The organism is Niveispirillum sp. FG156 (assembly GCF_057809555.1).
Genome location: NZ_JBMDKE010000069.1, coordinates 1 through 17,482 on the forward strand (window position 1 = coordinate 1; position 17,482 = coordinate 17,482).

The following is a 17,482-nucleotide window of genomic DNA, read 5'->3' on the forward strand; positions in this document are numbered from 1 at the left end:
CGCGCGCCACGTGGCGCGTAGCCAAGCCCACGGATGTGGGCGCCGGCGATTGAGGCCCGGTGATCGGTTACGATCACCGGGAAGGGTATAAGCAAGACCCCCGGCGCGATCACGGGAGCGGCAGCATCAAATGCTGTCCGTTCCCATGGTCGCCACCTTGCGGATGAAAAACCGGGCATATTCGTGGGTCCCGGTGAAGTCGTGTTCATTGGCGCCGAGATCGTGGCTTTCGGGGAATTTCTCCCACAGACGTTCCAGGAACTTCGGCTCGGTTTCCGCCATATGGGCGATTAGCACCTGGAGAATGCGCTCATGCGCCAGGACGCGTCGTTCCAGGTCGGTGTTCTCAATCGGCATGATCGGGGCTTTCTGTCTGGGCCGCATGGCTGTGGCCGGCCGCAGGATCGCAACCGGCCACAGCCATGGATCGTCGGGTTGGTCGGTTACTTGACCGTGCCTTCCACCACGCGGTTCAGCGGTTCGCGCACGCCGTCACGCTGCGGTACCGGCAATTCGCGCTCCCCGACCCACCGCACGTCGATCCGCGACGATGGCACTCCGGCAGCAATCAGGGCGTTGCGCACCGTCTCCACACGCTGCTGCGACAGGGCCATGTTGTAATAGTCGGTGCCGGCGCTGGACGCTTTGCCGACCAGGGCGACGCGCCGGGCCGGATCGGAGCGGATTTCCTTGGCGGCCTCGCGCAGGATGGCCTCGCCATCCATGGTCAGCGTCGCCTTGTCGAAGTCGAAATAGGTATTGTACGAGGTCTGCTGATAGACGGCTGCCACCGGTCCCGGTGCCGCGATCACCGCCACGACCAGCGTGGTCTGGCATGGCGTCGCCGTGCCTTCGATGGTGGCCGGCGCCAGTCCGATGGCGAGGTTCTGGCAGGCCGCCTGCTCCACCGTCATGCCTTTGGCCCAGGCCTGGGTGGATTCGGTCGGCATCAGCCCGTGGCCATGGGTCATGGCCCGGCGCAGGAACGGCTCCGCCAGATCCATCCGTCCCTGGGCCTGATAGGAGGCACCGAGGTTCAGTTCGTCATAGGGGCTGTTCGGCCACTTGATGTTGGATGCCTCCAGCAACCGGGTGGAGGTGCCGTAGTCGCCCGCCTTCAGCGCGACATATCCCGGCGAGGTCACGCTCACATTATTTTCGGGCGCGGTGCCGGTGGTGGCATGATGGGGGGTGGCGGCACATCCGGCGAGCAACAGCAGGCTGAACGGCAATGCCCGCAACATGGTGATCTTAAGCATGATGGATACTCCTGCATTCGAAGTTCAAGAGGACTCCGAATTCTTTCAAATGGATAATAGTTAATATGATGGGGTTTGCGGAAGCCTCGGAAAATACTTACGGCACGGGGGTGAGTTTTTCAGTATTTTGATGATTGTTTCATTTCTCCTGCTGTTGATTTTCATCATCCCCGGTTCCGTTCCAGTCCGCCGCCAGGGCCAGGCGGGCCAGGGCCGGTAGGGACCGTGCCCCGGTCTTGCGCATGATGGCGGCGCGGTGATTCTCCACGGTGCGCTGGCTGATGTTGAGGTCGGCGGCGATATTCTTGCTGGGATGGCCGGCCAGGACCATGGTCATGATCTGCCGCTGCCGCGCCGTCAGCCCGGCGACATGATAGGCAGCATCCTTGCGCCATGCCAGCAACTTGCCGCCGTCGCGGGCCTGCTCCAGCGCCCGGTCGACACTGGCCAACAGGTCGGTGCGGCTGACCGGCTTCTCAATGAAATCGGCGGCCCCTTCCTGCATGGCCTGCACCGCCATGGGCACATCGCTGCTGCCGGTGATGATGATCACCGGCACGGTGTCTCCGGACTGCCGCAAACGGCGCAGCAGGTCCAGGCCACTCATCCCCGGCAGATAGGCGTCGACCAGCAGGCACGTATCGGTGCCGGACTGGAACCGGGTCAGGAACTCCTCGGCGTTGGCATGATCCACCACCCGGCGCCCATCCCCGGCAAGGGCCTGGCGGATGCTGTCGCGCAACAGGGCATCGTCATCGATGACATGGATGGTGGCGATGCCTGCGGCGGCCTGGGCAGCATCCGGCGGCATGTGGGCGACCAGCGGCGGTGCCGACAGCAGGCGCCCGATAGCGCGCAGCAGAGTGGCCGGGTTCACCGGCTTGTGCAACTGCACCTCATTGCGCAGGGCGATGGCGCGCAACGTGTCGGTCGTGATGTCGGCGGTCAGCAGCAGCCCCGGCACTGGCCGGCGCAGGGTTCGGCGCAGGGCGGCCAGCAGGTCCAGGCCGTTCATGCCGCCGGGCAGATTGAAATCGACCAGGATCACGTCGGGCCGGAAGGTGCCGGTCGCCATCAGATGCAGGGCCGACGGCCCGTCGGCCGCCGACACCACCTTGTGCCCGGCATCGCGCAGCAGCATCTCCAGCAGATCGCGGACCTCGGGATCATCCTCCACCACCAGGACGGCGCCGGTGACGATCTTTGCGGTGTTCGTGTCGGTCTTTGCCGGCAATGGCAGCGGCGCCATGGTGCCTGGATGGGGCAGGATATCCACGGTGAACACAGATCCCTTCCCGGGCTGTGACCGCACGCGGACGGGATGGCCCAGCAGACTACCCAGACGGCGCACGATCGACAGGCCCAGGCCCAAGCCCAACTCGTTGCGGGACTGCGCGCCCACCTCCGCGATCTGGTGGTGTTCCTCGAAGATCACCTGCTGCTCGGTTTCCGGAATTCCGATGCCGGTATCCCAGATTTCGATCCTGATCCCGCCTGCCTTGTGACGGCACCCGATCAGCACCTTGCCCTTGCGCGTATATTTCAGGGCGTTGGACAGCAGGTTGCGGATCATCTGCTCCAGCAGCCGCCGGTCGCTGAAAATCACGGCATTGCTGGTCACCACGCGCAGGGCCAGGCTGCGCGCCTGGGCGTGGTAGCTGAACTCATCGCGCATCCGGGCCAGCAGGTCATGAATGGAAAAGCGGGTGATGTCGGTGGTGACGACGCCGGCCTCGATCTGATTGATGTCCAGCAGGGCGTTGAGCATGCCGGACATGGCCCCCAGCGTTTCGCCGCACCGGTCCAGCAATTCCCGTTCCCGGGTCCCCTTCACCATGTTGGACAGCACACCCTGCAGCAGGGTCAGCGTCTGCAAAGGCTGGCGCAGATCATGGCTGGCCGCCGCCAGGAAGCGCGACTTGCCCTGGTTGGCCAGATCGGCCGCGCGCTTGGCCGCGGCCAGCGCATCGCCGACATGCCGGCGTTCGGTGATGTCGGCGAAGGTGATGACCACGCCTTCCACTTGATCATCCTGGGTCCGATAGGGCAGCACGCGCCGCAGATACCAGGCCCCCGTCCGCGCCTCGATCTCCCGTTCCATGGGCACCCGCGACCGCAGCACCGTCTGCGCGTCGGCCAGCAGGGCGCCGTCGGCAGCCAGGGAGTCGAGATCGGCCAGCGGCCGCCCGACATCGCCAGGCAGGATGCTGAACAGCGACCGCGTCGCCGGGGTGAAGAACCGGATGGCCAGGGCGGGGTCCAGAAAGATCGTCGCCACATCCGTGCTGTACAGCACGTTCTGCAAATCGTTGAAGGTGGTGCGTTGGCGGTCCAGCGTTTCATGCAACTGGCTGTTCAGCGCCGTCAGTTCCCCGTTCAGCGACTGCAATTCCCGCTTGGAGGTCAGCAGCTCCTTATTGGCCGACTGGTATTCCTCGTTGATCACCAGCGCTTCCCGGGTGATGGCCTTGTGATCCTCCCCGGCCATTCCCAGGCTGTGCACAGCCGCTTTCAGTTCCGCCCGCGTCCGGTCCAACTCGCGTTCCAGCGTCTGTATGCCGCTGTCCACCGGTCGCTGGCCCGGCGCATCGGCTGGCCGGTCAAAGGGAAGCGGGTCGATGAAGCAGACCAGCATCAACTCCTCGCCCTCATGGCGCACCGGCTGTACGCCGATACTGAAGGGAGGCCTGTCGCCATCCCCGCCCGATCCGCCGCCGGCGACGATGACCTTCGCCTGTTCACGGTGGGCCTGCTGGATGGCGGCGTGCAGCTTGGTCGACAGGCCCGGCAGCACCATCGACAGCAGATCATAGGTGGGGTGGCCCGGCGGCACCCGCAGATAGCGCTCGGTCGGTCCCAGGGAGTAGAGGCAGTCATGCCGCTGGTTGATCAGTACCGCCGCCGGGGCATAGTCGCGGGTGACCAGCCGTTGGCAGAGATCGGCCAAGGTCGCCTGCCGCAACAGGCCGGGTTGAGTCCGCACCCCATCGCCTGCACTCGGTCGGAAGCTGAAATCGGCAGGTCGGTTGCGGCCGACATGCCGGTACAGCCGAGCAGTCTCCGACACCAGCTCGAACCGTTCGGCCCCCACTGGGGCCACCATCTCCGCCCCGCCCAGCAGCAGATACCCCCCGTCGCGCAGCGCGAAATGGAACAGGGTCAGCACACGGGCCTGTGCTTCGGGCAGCAGGCGGTTCAGCAGGTTGCGGCAGGAGATGAAGTCCAGCCGGAAGAATGGCGGGTCGGCCAGCACATTCTGAACCGTGAACACCACCAGCGCCCGCAGTTCCGGCCTGACCCGGTATCCGCCATCCTCGAGGGTAAAGAACCGGGCCAGCCGCTGGGGGGACACCGCGCCGGCGATGCCGGCCGGATACAGTCCCTCGCGCGCTGTCGCCACGGCATCGGCATCGATGTCGGAGGCGAAAATCTGCACCTTCAAGGTTGAGCCCAACGTCGCCATCTGTTCCATCAGCAGCATGGCCAGCGAGTAGGTTTCCTCCCCTGTGCCGCATCCAGCCACCCACAGGCGCAAATGATTGTCCGGCACCCGCGCACGGATCAGGTCGGGAATAGTGGTGGCGGCCAGCAGGTCGAATACCGGGGCATCGCGGAAGAAGCCTGTGACATTGATCGGCGTATGATCGGTCGGCCCGCGCGGGGATATCCCGGACGGCTGCGTATCAGGGGAGGCCATGGCCAGATCGCCTTGAAATAATCGCAAGCCCATTGCCGGCGTCAGGATTAATCTATCACGGCGACCATTGGTCATTGTCATCCAAAGGGCGGATAATGCTCGTTGGATGCGGATTTGAGTATTTTTCGAAAACTTGCTCGGTTTCTTATTTTTATCACGACCTCTGGCAGTGATAGATTTTATACATTCCTCGCTTCAAGCCGAGGCCGGGCATCCCGAAATTGGAATATTGATAGGTGAATTCCAGAACTCGGGCGTTCTGGGCGGATTCCAAGACGCTCCACGGGATGCCCAGCGTCCATCCATAGGCCTGCTGCTGCGCGACGATCAGTCCGTTGGTCTTTCCAGCAGGCTGCCGGCGGGAGCCCGCATCACCAGCGACGGCATCAGATATTCGAACATCGACAGCGCATGAGATCATTGTGCTGATCAGCGCAACGGTCGTTACCCGTGTTACGCTCAAACCGCTTACGGTCCGCAGGGTTCCTCCTGCGCGCGACGCCGCGTCAGCCTGGGGGGGCACGCCGCGCTGCGCGGGCCCCTCCTATGGACTACCTTGCCTGCACGACCGTCAAACACAAATCCCGGGGGGCAATTTTCGGCTCTGACGCAGTTTTGGTGATGTGACTTTCGACCCGGCACCGATGATGTGGGCCGGGAGCAGGTCGAGTTATACATCTGGCGCTTGACGAGTTTGAGCTTCGTTATCTGGCCTTCGGTCTGGCCGTTGGACCATGGGGAAGTGATGGCATTCTCTACAGCGGCCCCATCACCGCGCGCACGGTCTTGTCCCCGACTGCAGCGAAAGTGACTGGTCACGGCCATCGACCTATCCTTCTGCCTCCAACAATACTGGTGCGATTTTATTTCAAATCAGGCATGGTAATCATGGAAAGAAATTATAGTATAATTTAGTGGGAAATAAAGGTAAATAAAATGAAAAAGTTATTTGCTAATTCTGCTGCTGATGGGGAATTTGAAGGAGGTTTATTGCCATTAATTGTAGATCTTGATGGAACATTAATACGAACAGATAGTTTGATTGAGAATGCGCTGACGATTTTGCGAAAGGCACCTCTGCGACTATTTATTTTTGTTCGTGCCCTTCTCAAGGGAAAGGCTGTATTCAAGTCATGGTTGGCCGATATAGCATTACCTGATCCAACTATCTATCCCTATAATCAGGCGGTATTGGCAATGATACGGGAGGCGCGGTGTCGAGGGGAAAAGGTCTTCCTGGCAACAGCGGCAAACGAGCGGATCGCGCGTGATGTTCAAGCCCATCTGGGGCTGTTCGATGGTCTGTTCGCATCCACCCAGGATGTCAATCTCTCCGGCAAGGCCAAGGCTGATCTGCTTGTTCAGCAGTTCGGAACCAATGGCTTCGACTATATCGGCAACCATGTGGATGATTTGCAGGTATGGGACCATGCGCGACGAGTGTATGTTGTGGACCCCAGCCGGCAGCTTCGGCGCCTCGTCGAGCAGCGCTATCCCAGCCATACCGTGCTATCGGAACGGACCAACACCCTGGCCGCATATGTCCGAGCGGCGAGGGTCCATCAATGGATCAAGAATATTCTGATTTTCCTGCCGGCGTTGGCTGGCCATCTCTTTTCTGCCTCGACCCTGTGGACTCTTTTGCTGAGCTTCGCCGCCTTTTCTTTCTGCGCTTCCAGTGTGTATCTGCTGAATGACATGCTGGACCTGCGCAGTGACCGGCTTTCGAACAGTAAGCGGCTCCGTCCCTTCGCGGCGGGCACCATTCCCCTGTCACATGGGCTATTGCTGGCGCCATTGCTGTTGTCGTTGTCGTTGGGGCTCGGCTTTGCGGTGTCGGTGGATTTCTTGATGGTTCTGGTCGGTTATTATGCCCTGACCTTTACATATTCCTTTGTCTTGAAGCGGCTGGCCATGCTGGATGTCATGGCGCTTTGCTGCCTGTATGGCATCCGTATGATCGCGGGGTCGGTCGCTGCCTCGGTTCCGCTGTCACACTGGTTCGCGGCTTTCGCCATGTTCTTGTTCTTCTTTCTGGCATTGATCAAGCGGGCGACAGAATTGGCTGTGCTTAAGCGGGCCGGTTCGGTTGGCGTCAGCGGCCGTGGTTACCGGTCGGATGATCTGGGGGTTATCGCGAGCATGGCGGCGGGTTCCGGATTTGTCAGCGTCCTGGTACTGGCCCTCTATGTCAGCAGCATCGAGGGCTCAAAGCTCTATGCCCATCCTGAACGCCTTTGGGCTGCTTGCCTGGTGATGATCTATTGGGTGGGGCATCTGTTGCTCACCACCCATCGGGGCGACATGCACGAAGATCCTGTTGTCTTTGCGGTCACCGATGGCAAGAGCCTGACCTGTGGACTGGCCATGGCGCTGATCGTCGGGTTCAGCCTGTGAGCCAGGTCGGCCCCCCGGTCCGCCTTTCCGGCTGGGGCCGGTCGCCGGCTGCGCTTTGTCATCTTTTGCGGCCGGGGACCCGTGACGATGCCGTCAATGATGGGCGCAGCACATCCTCGCTGATCGCGCGTGGCAATGGCCGGTCATATGGTGATGCTTCCCTGAATTCCGCAGCGACCCTGTCCACCCTGCGGCTTGACCGTTTGCTGGCTTTTGATCCTGCCGATGGTCTGCTGACGGCGGAGGCGGGGCTGCTGTTATCCGACCTGTTGGCCCTGTTCGTTCCTCGCGGCTGGTTTCCGCCTGTGACACCGGGAACCCGGTTTGTGACGCTTGGCGGTATGCTGGCCGCTGATGTGCATGGCAAGAACCACCATGTTGACGGCTGTTTTGGGGAGCATGTCCGGCAGTTCGAGCTTTTGTGCGGGGATGGTGCGGTCCGGACCTGTTCGCGCACCCAGAATGTCGATCTGTTCCGCGCCACCATGGGGGGCATGGGTCTGACCGGCACCATCCTGAAGGTCACCCTGTCCCTGCGCCGGATCGAAACGCCCTGGATGTTGCAGGAGACGGTTCGATGCCGTGACCTTGATGAAACCCTGGCCGCGTTCGAGGCCGCGCGGTCGGCCCCCTATTCGGTCGCCTGGATCGATTGCCTGGCCAAAGGCGGCGGGCGTGGCCGGGCCCTGATGTATAGCGGAGAACATGCGGCCTTGGCTGCGGTGCCGACCGGCACGCGCGCCCTCCGCCTGATCGCGGAGCCCCCCAGGCTGCGGGTACCCGTCGACTTCCCCGGCTGGGTTCTGAATGGACGCACGGTGCAGGCCTTCAATGCGCTTTATTACCGCCATGGCCGACCGGGAAGCGCGCTTATCGACTACCAGCACTTCTTTTATCCGTTGGACGCCATCGGCGACTGGAACCGTTTATATGGTCGGCGCGGATTTGTGCAGTACCAGTGCGTGGTGCCGATGGCAGGGGGGCGGGAGGCGCTTTTGCGATTGCTGGACTTGATCGCGGCTGCCGGCAGCGGATCGTTCCTGGCTGTGCTGAAGCAGTTCGGATCGGGGCGCGCGCCGGGGCAAGGGGGGCTGCTGTCATTTCCGATGGCGGGATATACCTTGGCGGTGGATTTCCCGGCGACCGAAGCGGCCTTTTCCCTGATGCGAAAGATGGATTCTGTCGTCACCGGTTGCGGTGGTCGGCTGTACCTGGCCAAGGATGCCCGGATGGGCCCGGAGATGATGTCTGCCTCCTATCCTGATCTGAACCGGTTTGCCGAGATATGTCGCGCCGCCGATCCCGACCGTCGTTACCGATCGCTGCTTTCCGAAAGGCTCGCCTTATGACCGATCAACTGTTGGCGCGGACGGGCCCGATGGCGGCGCGGGAGCCGGTCCTGATCATCGGCGCCTTGTCGGATGTCGGCCGGGCGTTGGCCCGTGTCTATGGCCGGGAGGGTCATCCACTGATCCTGGCGGCACGGCGGGTGGAGCGATTGAGTGCGGATACTCAAGACCTGACGCTGCGCTTCGGCGTTCCGGTCCGTCCGGTGGAACTCGACATTCTGGATTTAGCGGGGCATGGGGCCTTTCTTGATGCTCTTGGCGGTTTGCCCGGCACCGTGATCTGTGTGGTTGGTTTGCTGGGCCGTCAGCCGGAAGCCGAGAAATCATGGGTTCAGGCTGACCTGATCATGCGCACCAACTATCTTGGTCCCGCCTGCCTGTTGGGAGAGATCGCCAATCGCATGCAGGCAAGAGGCAGTGGCTGCATGATCGGGATCAGTTCGGTGGCAGGCGACCGTGGCCGCGCCTCCAACTATCTTTACGGATCGGCAAAGGCGGGTTTCACAGCCCTCCTGTCCGGTCTGCGCAACCGGTTGAGCCGTCATGGCGTCAGGGTCATAACCATCAAACCGGGTTTCATCGACACCCGCATGACCCAGGGCCTGACCCTCCCACCTGCCTTGACGGCCCAGCCAGCCGAGGTGGCGGAGGCGATCTGGCGGGCGCAGACCCGTGGCTTGGACGTGGTCTACCTGCGTCCCGTGTGGCGCCTGATCATGCTGATCATTCGGCTTATCCCGGAAGCTCTGTTCAAGAAGCTGAAAATTTGAGATTTCGGCGGAACATCAGCGCCGCCCTCATGCCACCAAAGTAATTGACCTTGACGTGGCAAAAAACATCATCGCCCCCGGGGAGCCTGAAGGGAAATAAAAAAATCTACGACGCTGCCTGCCTGCGCGTGCGCGATAAATCACAAAGAAACGTATTTTCATGATCGTGGGAATTTTAAACCCAGCAGCCGGTGAATATCTATCGTTATCCCGTAAGATAATTTCGTATATTCTCAACCTGACGTTTTGCGATACCCTAATCTGCGACGAACAGCGTATGTTGCCAATCCATACTGGGCGGAATTCGCCATCGGGAAAGATTGGGGCGTCAGGTGCAGGGAACGATCAGCCAGAAGAAACTCCGCCAGATCCTGATGGCGGGTGCCTCGCCGGCCATCCTTGCCGCGCACCTGATTGTCGTTCTGCCGTCACACGCCGCAGACATCACCATCAGCAGTTCGATCACCACCGGCACGGTGTGGAGCGGGACGCTGAATCCCAACAGCAACTTTACCGTCACCAACAGTGGCACCATCAACACCGCCAACGCCTATGGGGTGACGATCACGGGTACGGTCGGGTCGCAGTTGGGAACCCTGCTGAACAATGGCCAAATCACCAATACGGCGGCCAACGGACGCGCGGTATTCATCCAGGCCGGCAGCGTGGCCGCCGTCATCAACAACGGCACGATCAGCGCCAATACCTATGCGTTCTGGAATGGGAGTACCGGCTCGCTGGGCAGCTTGTCCAACAGCGGCCTGATCAGCGGTCGGTTGGTCAACCAGGGCACCATGGGTGCCTTCACCAACACCGGCACGCTGACCGCTGCGTCCTTCGCATGGGACAATGAAGCCCAGCTTCGTACCCTTACCAATTCCGGCCTGATCTATAGCGACCGCGCCATCTACAGCCAGGGGACCATCGGCACCCTGATCAACACCAATACCGGCACCATCCAGGGTACGATCCATGCGGTGACCATCACCGCTGTCGGTGGCATCAATTCGATTTCCAATTCCGGTCAGATCATCGGCAATGTGCTGAATACCGGCACCATCACGCCCACCATTTCCGGCGGCACCCTCACCACCATCGGTACCTTCACCGGCACCTTGGGCAGCGTCGGCACGATCACCAGCGCCAATGCCGGTCTGGTGTTCAGCGCCGGTAATCTCTATGTGAACGACTTTATCAATGTCGGCACCAACACCGTCACCAATGCCGGCGCGTCGCTGAGCGTGACCAACGCGCTCAGCATCACCGGCACGCTGATGCAGAGTGCGGGCACGATCCAGATCGACCCAAGCGCCGGTCGGCTGGTGGTCAACCGGCCCGCCAGCCTGACCGGTGGTACGGTCCGGGCCGCCTTTGCCGCGACGGGTAACTACATTGCTGGCGATTACACCATCATCGCCGCCGGTGCAGGGTCCGACTATACCGGGCTCAGCCTGGTCACCAATACGGTCACCGGTCAGTCGGCCCTGACCAGCGTCAGCGGCAATAATATAATCACCACCGCTCGCAACGACTATGTTGGCGGCACGCTGACCAGTGTTGGCAATGCTGGCACCATCAGCGGCGTCAAGACCGCTATCTACATTGCCGCCACGGGGTCTGTGGGGACGCTTACGAACACGGGGACCCTGTCGGGCAACACGCGCGGCATCTTCCTCGTTTCCGGCGGCCAAGCCGGCACCATCACCAATTCCGGCCGTATCGTGGCGGTGGGTGGGGCTGGGGCGGCTGGCGGTATTGCCAATTCCGGTACCGTTGCCGCCATCGTCAATACCGGCACCATCATCAGCAGTTCCAGCAGCGGCATTGGCCTGAACGTGAATGCCTCGTCGCTTGGCCGGATCACCAATAGCGGGCTGATCAACGGGGCCACCGGGGGCATTTACAGCCAGGGCACCATCGGCACCATCAGCAACAGCGGGCAGATCACCAGCCCGCAGGTCGGCATTTCCATTACTAACGGCACTGTCAGTGCCATCGAAAATAGTGGCACCATCAGCGGTCCCGTCGCCATATTTGTCTCGTCCACCTCCACGCTGGGGCCGGTGACCAACGGCGGCATCATCGCCGGCACGATCTTGAATTCATCGGCCCGCGACCTGACCATCAGCGGCGGCACGGGCGCCACCATCGGCACCCTGACCGGCACCACGGTGACCAACCAGGGCAGCATCGTCAACACATTGGCCAATGTTGTGTTTGCCGGCGGTAACCTGCTGCTGAACGACAATATCAATGTCACCGGCCATTCGGTGTCCAATATCGGCGCATCGCTGCGCCTGAACAGCATTGTCAATGTTACCGGCGGCTTCCGGCAGACCAGCGGCACCCTGGTTGTCGATCCGACGCAGGGCGGCTTGATCGTCAGCGGGGCAGCCAGCATCACCGGCGGCACGGTATTGTCCACCTTTGCCAGCACGGGCAATTACCTGGCGGGTGCCTATACGCTGGTCAGCGGGTCCAGCCTGAACCTGACCGGCGCCACCGTGTCGATCAACAACATCACGGGCCTGTATAAAAACAGCAGCACGGTTGGCAACAAGCTGCTGCTGAACGTGACCAATGATTATGTCGGCGGCACGCTGACCACCCTGAACAACAGCGCGACCATCACCAGCGCCAGCACGGGCCTTTATGTGGCCACGACGGGCCAGATCGGCACGCTGACCAACAGCGGTACGCTGGGGGGCGTGCAGTTCGGTGTCAACAACCGGGGCACCATCGGCACGCTGTTGAATTCCGGCCTTATCACCGACAATAATTTCACGGCCCTGTGGAACCAGGGCAGCATCGGCCAACTGACGAACAGCGGTACCATCACCAATAACAGTTGGGCCATCCTGAATACCGGCACCGTCGGCACGCTGACCAACAGCGGTGTCATTTCGGGTTCCGGCAACGCCATTCAGAATAATGGCGTCATCACGCTGATCAATAACAGCGGCACCCTGTCCGGTGGCAGCAATGCCGTGGCCGGCACCTTCGGCACCATCATCAACTCCGGTATTATCAAAGGCGACATCAACAAGAATGGTGGTCGGATCGACACCATTATCGGCGGCAGCGGCGGCACCGTCGGCACGCTGATCGGCTTTAACGGCACCACGCTGGGCACATTCGGTGCCAGCAGCAACCTGGTCTTCGCCTCAGGCGACCTGTTGCTGCATGACAATATCGTCGCCAAGAGCATCGCTGCCAGCGCCCTGACGGTCAGCAACCTGGGTGCCAATATCACCCTCTCGACCATCGTCAATGTCGATGGCAACTATACCCAGACCGGTGGCAGTCTGAATCTTGGCAATAGCGGCCAGTTGGTGGTCAGCTAGGCCGCCAGCATCACCGGCGGCACCATCCTGGCCGGCGCTGCGGGTCTTTCTTCCACCGCCTCCTACATGTATGGCGCGACGGGCAGCACGCTGGTATCCGGCGGGGCTGGGTCCAACTATACCGGCGTCAGCCTGACCAGCAGCGGTGGCATCACCGGTCTTGCCGTTTCCGGCACGACCAGCGGCACCAACCTGGTGATGCAGGTCGGCAATTACTATGTCGGCAACAGCCAGACGTCGGTGGGCAATACCGCCACGCTTACCAACGTGCTCTATGGTGTCTATGTCGCCTCCACCGGCACGCTGGGCACGCTGTCCAACAGCGGTACGCTGACGTCGAACGACACCAGCGGGGCCGGCGTCTCCAACAATTCCACCATCACCACGGTGATCAATAGCGGCCTGATCTCCGGGGCCGGCAAGGGCTTCGGCAACCAGTCGACCATCCTGTCCATGCTGAACAGCATCGGCGGCACCATCCAGGGCGGTACGGCCGCGGGCCTGCAGAACGACACCTATTTCGGCACGCTGACCAATGCCGGCTACATCACCTCCGGCTCCGCCGGCTTTGCCAATTATGGCACCATGGGCGTGCTGGCCAACAGCGGTACCATCAATGGCGGTCCGCAGGGCATCTATCTGGACGGCAGCAGCACCCTGACCTCGCTGACCAACAGCGGCACGATCACGGCGGCACAGACCGCCGTGCAGGTGGGCGGTCAGATGGCAGCGCTGACCAACAGCGGCTTGATCGGCAATGCCACCAGCGCCCTGAACGTGACCGGCACCCTGGGCACGCTGGTCAACCAGAATGGCGGCACCATCAATTCCAGCACCGCGCTTTACATCAGCGGCAGCATCGGTGGCTTCAACAATAGTGGTCTGGTCGCAGGCAAGATCGACAATCAGGGCTCTGCCAACCTGACCATCACCGGTGGCGCATCCGGCACCATCGGCACCCTGACCGGCCAGTCCGGCATGGGCACCATCAGCAACACGCTGAGCAACCTGTTCTTCGCGTCCGGCAACCTGCTGCTGAATGACCGTATCATCGCCACCGGGCGGACGGTCACCAACAGCGGTGCATCCATCACCTTCAACAGCATCGTCTCCATCACCGGCAATTACGCGCAAAGTGCCGGTACGCTTGATCTGTCTGCGTCCGGCAGCGGTATCGTGGTCAGCGGCGGGGCCAGCATCACCGGTGGCACCATCGCCACCAGTCTGGTGTCCACGGGCAATTATCTGGTCGGCAACGGCGGCACGACGCTGGTGGCGGCAGGGGCGACCTCCAGCTATACCGGCGTCAGCATCATCGCCAATTCCCTGACCGGTATCGGCAGCGTCGGCAACACGGTCGTCGGCAACAATCTGCTGCTGATGCTGAGCAACCATTATGTTGGTGGCACGCTGGGCACGCTGACCCATACGGGCAGTGTCAATGCCGCCACCGCTCTTTATATCGCGGCGACCGGCAATCTGGGCCGGCTGGTGAACAGCGGCACGCTGTCAGGCAATATCGTCAACCTGTCCTCCAACAACCTGACCATCGCCGGTGGGACAGGCGGCACGGTCGGCACCCTGACGGGCACGACGGGGCAGGGCACCATCAGCAGTACGCTGGGCAATGTCGTCCTGGCGTCGGGCAACCTGCTGCTGAATGACAGCATCGTCGCCACGGGCCATACGGTCAGCAACATCGGTGCCAATGTCACCCTGACCAGCATCATCAATGTCACGGGCGATTACATCCAGTCCGGCGGCACGCTGGGCCTGACCGGCAGCGGCGGCCTAGTGATCACTGGTGCGGCCAGCATCACCGGCGGCATCATTTCGGCCGGCAACCTGTCCAGCACCGGAACATATCTCTATGGTTCGGCGGGCAGCACGCTGGTTTCGGCCGGGGCCGCCTCCAACTATACCGGTGTCAGCCTCACCAGCGGCAGCATCACGGGTCTGGTCGTTTCCGGCACGACCGTCGGCAACAACCTGGTTATGCAGGTTGGCAACGACTATGTTGGCGGCACGCTGAGCAGTGTTGGCAATGCGGGCACAATCAGCGGCGTCAAGACTGCTGTCTACATTGCCGCCACGGGGTCTGTGGGGACGCTTACGAACACGGGGACCCTGTCGGGCAACACGCGCGGCATCTTCCTCGTTTCCGGCGGCCAAGCCGGTACCATCACCAATTCCGGCCGCATCGTGGCGGTGGGTGGGGCTGGGGCGGCTGGCGGTATTGCCAATTCCGGTACCGTTGCCGCCATCGTCAATACCGGCACCATCATCAGCAGTTCCAGCAGCGGCATTGGCCTGAACGTGAATGCCTCGTCGCTTGGCCGGATCACCAATAGCGGGCTGATCAACGGGGCCACCGGCGGCATTTACAGCCAGGGCACCCTGGGCACCATCAGCAACAGCGGGCAGATCACCAGCCCGCAGGTCGGCATTTCCATCACTAACGGTACTGTTGGCGCCATCGAAAATAGTGGCACCATCAGCGGTCCCACCGCCATATTTGTTTCGTCCAGTTCCACGCTGGGGCCTGTGACCAATAGCGGCACCATCGCCGGCAAGATCACGAATTCATCGGCCCGCAACCTGACCATCAGCGGCGGCACGGGCGCCACCATCGGCACCCTGACCGGCACCACGGTGACCAACCAGGGCAGCATCGTCAACACATCGGCCGATGTGGTGTTTGCCAGCGGCAACCTGCTGCTGAACGACAATATCAATGTCACCGGCCATTCGGTGTCCAATATCGGCGCATCGCTGCGCATGAACAGCATTGTCAATGTTACCGGCGGCTTCCGGCAGACCAGCGGCACCCTGGTTGTCGATCCGACGCAGGGCGGCTTGATCGTCAGCGGGGCAGCCAGCATCACCGGCGGCACGGTATTGTCCACCTTTGCCAGCACGGGCAATTACCTGGCGGGTGCCTATACGCTGGTCAGCGGGTCCAGCCTGAACCTGACCGGCGCCACCGTGTCGATCAACAACATCACGGGCCTGTATAAAGGCACCAGCACGGTCGCCAACAAGCTGCTGCTGACCGTGACCAATGATTATGTCGGCGGCACGCTGACCACCCTGAACAACAGCGCGACCATCACCAGCGCCAGCACGGGCCTTTATGTGGCCACGACAGGCCAGATCGGCACGCTGACCAACAGCGGTACGCTGGGTGGTGTGCAGTTCGGTGTCAACAACCGGGGCACCATCGGCACGCTGTTGAATTCCGGCCTTATCACCGACAATAATTTCACGGCCCTGTGGAACCAGGGCAGCATCGGCCAACTGACGAACAGCGGTACCATCACCAATAACAGTTGGGCCATCCTGAATACCGGCACCGTCGGCACGCTGACCAACAGCGGTGTCATTTCGGGTTCCGGCAACGCCATTCAGAATAATGGCGTCATCACGCTGATCAATAACAGCGGCACCCTGTCCGGTGGCAGCAATGCCGTGGCCGGCACCTTCGGCACCATCATCAACTCCGGTATTATCAAAGGCGACATCAACAAGAATGGTGGTCGGATCGATACCATCATCGGCGGCAGCGGCGGCACCATCGGCACGCTGATCGGCTTTAACGGCACCACGCTGGGCACATTCGGTGCCAGCAGCAATCTGGTCTTCGCCTCGGGCGATCTGCTGCTGCATGATAATATCGTCGCCAAGAGCATCGCGGCCAGCGCCCTGACGGTCAGCAACCTGGGCGCCAATATCACCCTCTCCACCATCGTCAATGTCGATGGCAACTATACCCAGACCGGTGGCCAGCTGATCCTGAACGCGGGCAGCAAGCTTGCAGTCAGCCAGGCCGTCAGCATCACCGGCGGCACCATCGCCGCCAGCCTGTCGGCCACGGGCAATTATGCACCGGGTCTGGAAACCACGCTGGTGTCGGCAGGGTCGGCCTCGGCCGTCAGCGGCGTGGTGACGGTGACCGGCCTCAGCGGCCTGATCACCGGCAGCACGCTGGCCGGCAACAATCTGCTTCTGACCTATGGCAACCATTATATCGGCGGTACCTTGGGTTCGCTTGCCAATACCAGCAATGTTAGCGCGGCGACGGCGGTTTATATCGCTGCAACGGGCAATCTTGGATCTCTTGTCAATTCCGGGACCCTCAAGGGCAATATCGTCAATATTTCGTCGCGGGATTTGACCCTCGTCGGCGGCCAAGATTTCGGCACCATGACTGGTGGTACCATCATTAACACGCTCAGCAATGTCGTGCTGGCCTCAGGTCGCCTTGCCCTGGGTGACAGGATCAATGTCGGATCGGGTGTTGTTACCAACAGCGGTGCCATGCTGAGCCTTATGAACACGGTCAGTATCACTGGCGGCTTTGAGCAGACTGCGGGTGAGTTGAATCTGAACGGGAGGAGTTTGAGGGTCAGTGGTGCTGCCATCATAAGTGGTGGTGGAATCTTAGCGAATTTGTCTGCTGGGGACAATTACTTGCCGGGACAAGGTGAAGCTCTTGTCACTGGCGGTGTGGGCTCCAACTACAACGGCGCCGTTATCGCGGGGCTCAACGATATCCAGGGGCTTATCGCCGACGCAGCAACGTCGGAAAACAGCCTTCTGATATCGTTCCATAACAATTATGTGGGCGGCAGCCTTTCCGCGATCAACAATACGGGCAGCCTGAGCG

General features: G+C 61.5%; 9 protein-coding genes and 1 pseudogene. 5 read left to right on the top strand and 5 right to left on the bottom strand.

The window, feature by feature from the left end; translation table 11 throughout:
- Positions 1-126 precede the first annotated feature (126 nt).
- The 5 genes and pseudogenes from ACODSP_RS27340 to ACODSP_RS27360 all read right to left on the bottom strand — a co-directional run.
- On the bottom strand, positions 127-357 hold the full coding sequence (locus ACODSP_RS27340; RefSeq protein WP_488968673.1) for a hypothetical protein: 231 nt from the start codon (positions 355-357) through the stop codon (positions 127-129).
- 86 nt (positions 358-443) lie between these two features.
- Positions 444-1,259, bottom strand: coding sequence for an OmpA family protein (locus ACODSP_RS27345; RefSeq protein ID WP_488968674.1), 816 nt, complete (start codon positions 1,257-1,259; stop codon positions 444-446).
- A gap of 139 nt (positions 1,260-1,398) precedes the next feature.
- Complete coding sequence (locus ACODSP_RS27350; RefSeq protein ID WP_488968675.1) at positions 1,399-4,956, bottom strand: response regulator; 3,558 nt, start codon at positions 4,954-4,956, stop codon at positions 1,399-1,401.
- A gap of 154 nt (positions 4,957-5,110) precedes the next feature.
- A complete protein-coding gene (locus ACODSP_RS27355) occupies positions 5,111-5,419 on the bottom strand; it encodes a hypothetical protein (protein ID WP_488968676.1) in 309 nt (102 codons plus the stop codon).
- Positions 5,420-5,527: 108 nt separating this feature from the next.
- Positions 5,528-5,727, bottom strand: a pseudogene (locus tag ACODSP_RS27360) (hypothetical protein); the annotation flags it as partial.
- 165 nt (positions 5,728-5,892) lie between these two features.
- Here ACODSP_RS27360 and ACODSP_RS27365 point away from each other — a divergent pair.
- The 5 genes from ACODSP_RS27365 to ACODSP_RS27385 all read left to right on the top strand — a co-directional run.
- Positions 5,893-7,353: a UbiA family prenyltransferase gene (locus ACODSP_RS27365; protein ID WP_488968677.1), complete on the top strand. Its 1,461-nt coding sequence runs from the start codon at positions 5,893-5,895 to the stop codon at positions 7,351-7,353.
- Positions 7,350-8,702 (top strand): FAD-binding protein, encoded by a 1,353-nt coding sequence (locus ACODSP_RS27370; RefSeq protein WP_488968678.1) that lies wholly within the window; start codon positions 7,350-7,352, stop codon positions 8,700-8,702. The genes ACODSP_RS27365 and ACODSP_RS27370 overlap by 4 nt, the downstream gene beginning before the upstream one ends.
- Positions 8,699-9,472, top strand: a complete 774-nt coding sequence (locus ACODSP_RS27375; protein ID WP_488968679.1) for an SDR family oxidoreductase — start codon at positions 8,699-8,701, stop codon at positions 9,470-9,472. Before ACODSP_RS27370 ends, ACODSP_RS27375 begins: the two co-directional genes overlap by 4 nt.
- Before the next feature lie 332 nt (positions 9,473-9,804).
- The gene (locus ACODSP_RS27380; RefSeq protein ID WP_488968680.1) at positions 9,805-12,816 is read left to right on the top strand and encodes a beta strand repeat-containing protein; all 3,012 of its coding nucleotides are present in this window, start codon (positions 9,805-9,807) and stop codon (positions 12,814-12,816) included.
- 66 nt (positions 12,817-12,882) lie between these two features.
- On the top strand, positions 12,883-17,482 hold a 4,600-nt coding region (locus tag ACODSP_RS27385), incomplete at its 3' end, for a beta strand repeat-containing protein (RefSeq protein WP_488968681.1).

What these genes read in the sequence shown, in the direction of transcription:
- ACODSP_RS27340 (WP_488968673.1), bottom strand. Translation starts at nt 357, where the DNA reads ATGCCGATTGAGAACACCGACCTGGAACGACGCGTCCTGGCGCATGAG.
- ACODSP_RS27345 (WP_488968674.1), bottom strand. Translation starts at nt 1,259, where the DNA reads ATGCTTAAGATCACCATGTTGCGGGCATTGCCGTTCAGCCTGCTGTTG.
- ACODSP_RS27350 (WP_488968675.1), bottom strand. Translation starts at nt 4,956, where the DNA reads ATGGCCTCCCCTGATACGCAGCCGTCCGGGATATCCCCGCGCGGGCCG.
- ACODSP_RS27365 (WP_488968677.1), top strand. Translation starts at nt 5,893, where the DNA reads ATGAAAAAGTTATTTGCTAATTCTGCTGCTGATGGGGAATTTGAAGGA.
- ACODSP_RS27375 (WP_488968679.1), top strand. Translation starts at nt 8,699, where the DNA reads ATGACCGATCAACTGTTGGCGCGGACGGGCCCGATGGCGGCGCGGGAG.